The 1,238-nt window shown below is 35.1% G+C and carries 2 protein-coding genes; both read right to left on the reverse strand.

What is annotated here, in order from left to right:
• Window positions 1-202: PAAR domain-containing protein (locus ACLPIE_RS22480; RefSeq protein ID WP_430263840.1), on the reverse strand; the 202-nt coding region annotated here is incomplete at its 3' end.
• Between the two features lie 11 nt (window positions 203-213).
• Window positions 214-1,218 (reverse strand): hypothetical protein, encoded by a 1,005-nt coding sequence (locus ACLPIE_RS22485; protein ID WP_430263841.1) that lies wholly within the window; start codon window positions 1,216-1,218, stop codon window positions 214-216.
• Window positions 1,219-1,238 lie beyond the last annotated feature (20 nt).

A 1,238-nucleotide genomic window follows, 5' to 3' on the forward strand; every position in this document is an offset into this window, starting at 1 on the left:
CCGCTGGCTTGCCATCAATAAACACACAACTTGAGCCACCAACGATGGTTCTTGAATGTCCACCGTGAGGCGCTAAAATATCCCCTTGCCGAGCAACTGCCTTACCATCGACTTTTACCGTTGGTGAACCTGTAATTACTTGGGTTGGGCCATGTTTTCCATGGCCTGTATCAGAGTCACCAATAAGAATAATTTTTGGCATAAATTAATTCCTTATCGAACAATCGTGACTTTTCCATCAATAATGGAAAGGTAAGGATTATAAAAATAATTTTTACCTTCAGGACTAATTAACTCGATGGGGGATAAGCGATGAAAACCTACTTCATAACGGAAAATACGCTGTCCCTCATAAGTGATAAAGCTATATTCATCCCAATTAATTGGAGCAGGCTTGTATCCTTGTTCAAGTCTTTCTTTAAAATTAAGTGAATGCCAAAATATGTCAGGGGAACTATTATCTGCATAGGCAAACTCTTCCCATGATATTTTACCCATTGCTTTTAATTTGTTGAGATTTTTATCAGCAAAGGCTTGTTGTAGCTCTCGATAAAATGCTTGAATCTTAGGAATATCAGATTCCGTAACAGGCGTTGCTTTTTCCCACTGCCATTTTGGGAGCCCTTGTACATTAAATTGATTTTTTGCTTCTAACATACTCCCTTCACTTTTTCTATTGGAGCCACCAAAATAAACTTGATCCATATTATGTTTATATTTATCGGAAATAATTATTTTCCCATCATTATTTCCAGCTAATTTAATACCTGATACAAATGTGCTATTACCATTTTCGGATAACTTATTTAGTTCCACCTCACACCACATGTCTGGTGTTAGTTTTTCTTCTTCTGCTAGAACAGAATCATTATACATAATTAAACTTAATGTATTTAGCTCATTAGTCAGCATACTCGATATATTTTGGCCGGCAGAATAGTTCCCTTTTACCGTATTTGAATTATCCATAATTAACATATCATTGACTTTGACACCACAACCTGCATCATTAGAGGATAAATTTATTACATAAATTTCATCCATTGTATTTTTTGCCATGCTGACTCCACTAAAAGTTAGGGCGATAATAGCACTCAACAGACAAAATGTGTTGGCCCATAAAAAACGTTTATTAATTCTATATATTGACTTGGAAGTATCCTGATGGTTAAAAAAGTAACCAACGATATTGAGATTTTTCTTTGGATAATAGTTCATGAATAATCCACTCCTTATCT

This window comes from Providencia sp. Me31A, assembly GCF_050487165.1.
Lineage (GTDB): Bacteria > Pseudomonadota > Gammaproteobacteria > Enterobacterales > Enterobacteriaceae > Providencia.

Excerpts from the sequence above, each read along its gene's own strand:
- ACLPIE_RS22485 (WP_430263841.1), bottom strand. The coding sequence starts at position 1,218 with ATGAACTATTATCCAAAGAAAAATCTCAATATCGTTGGTTACTTTTTT.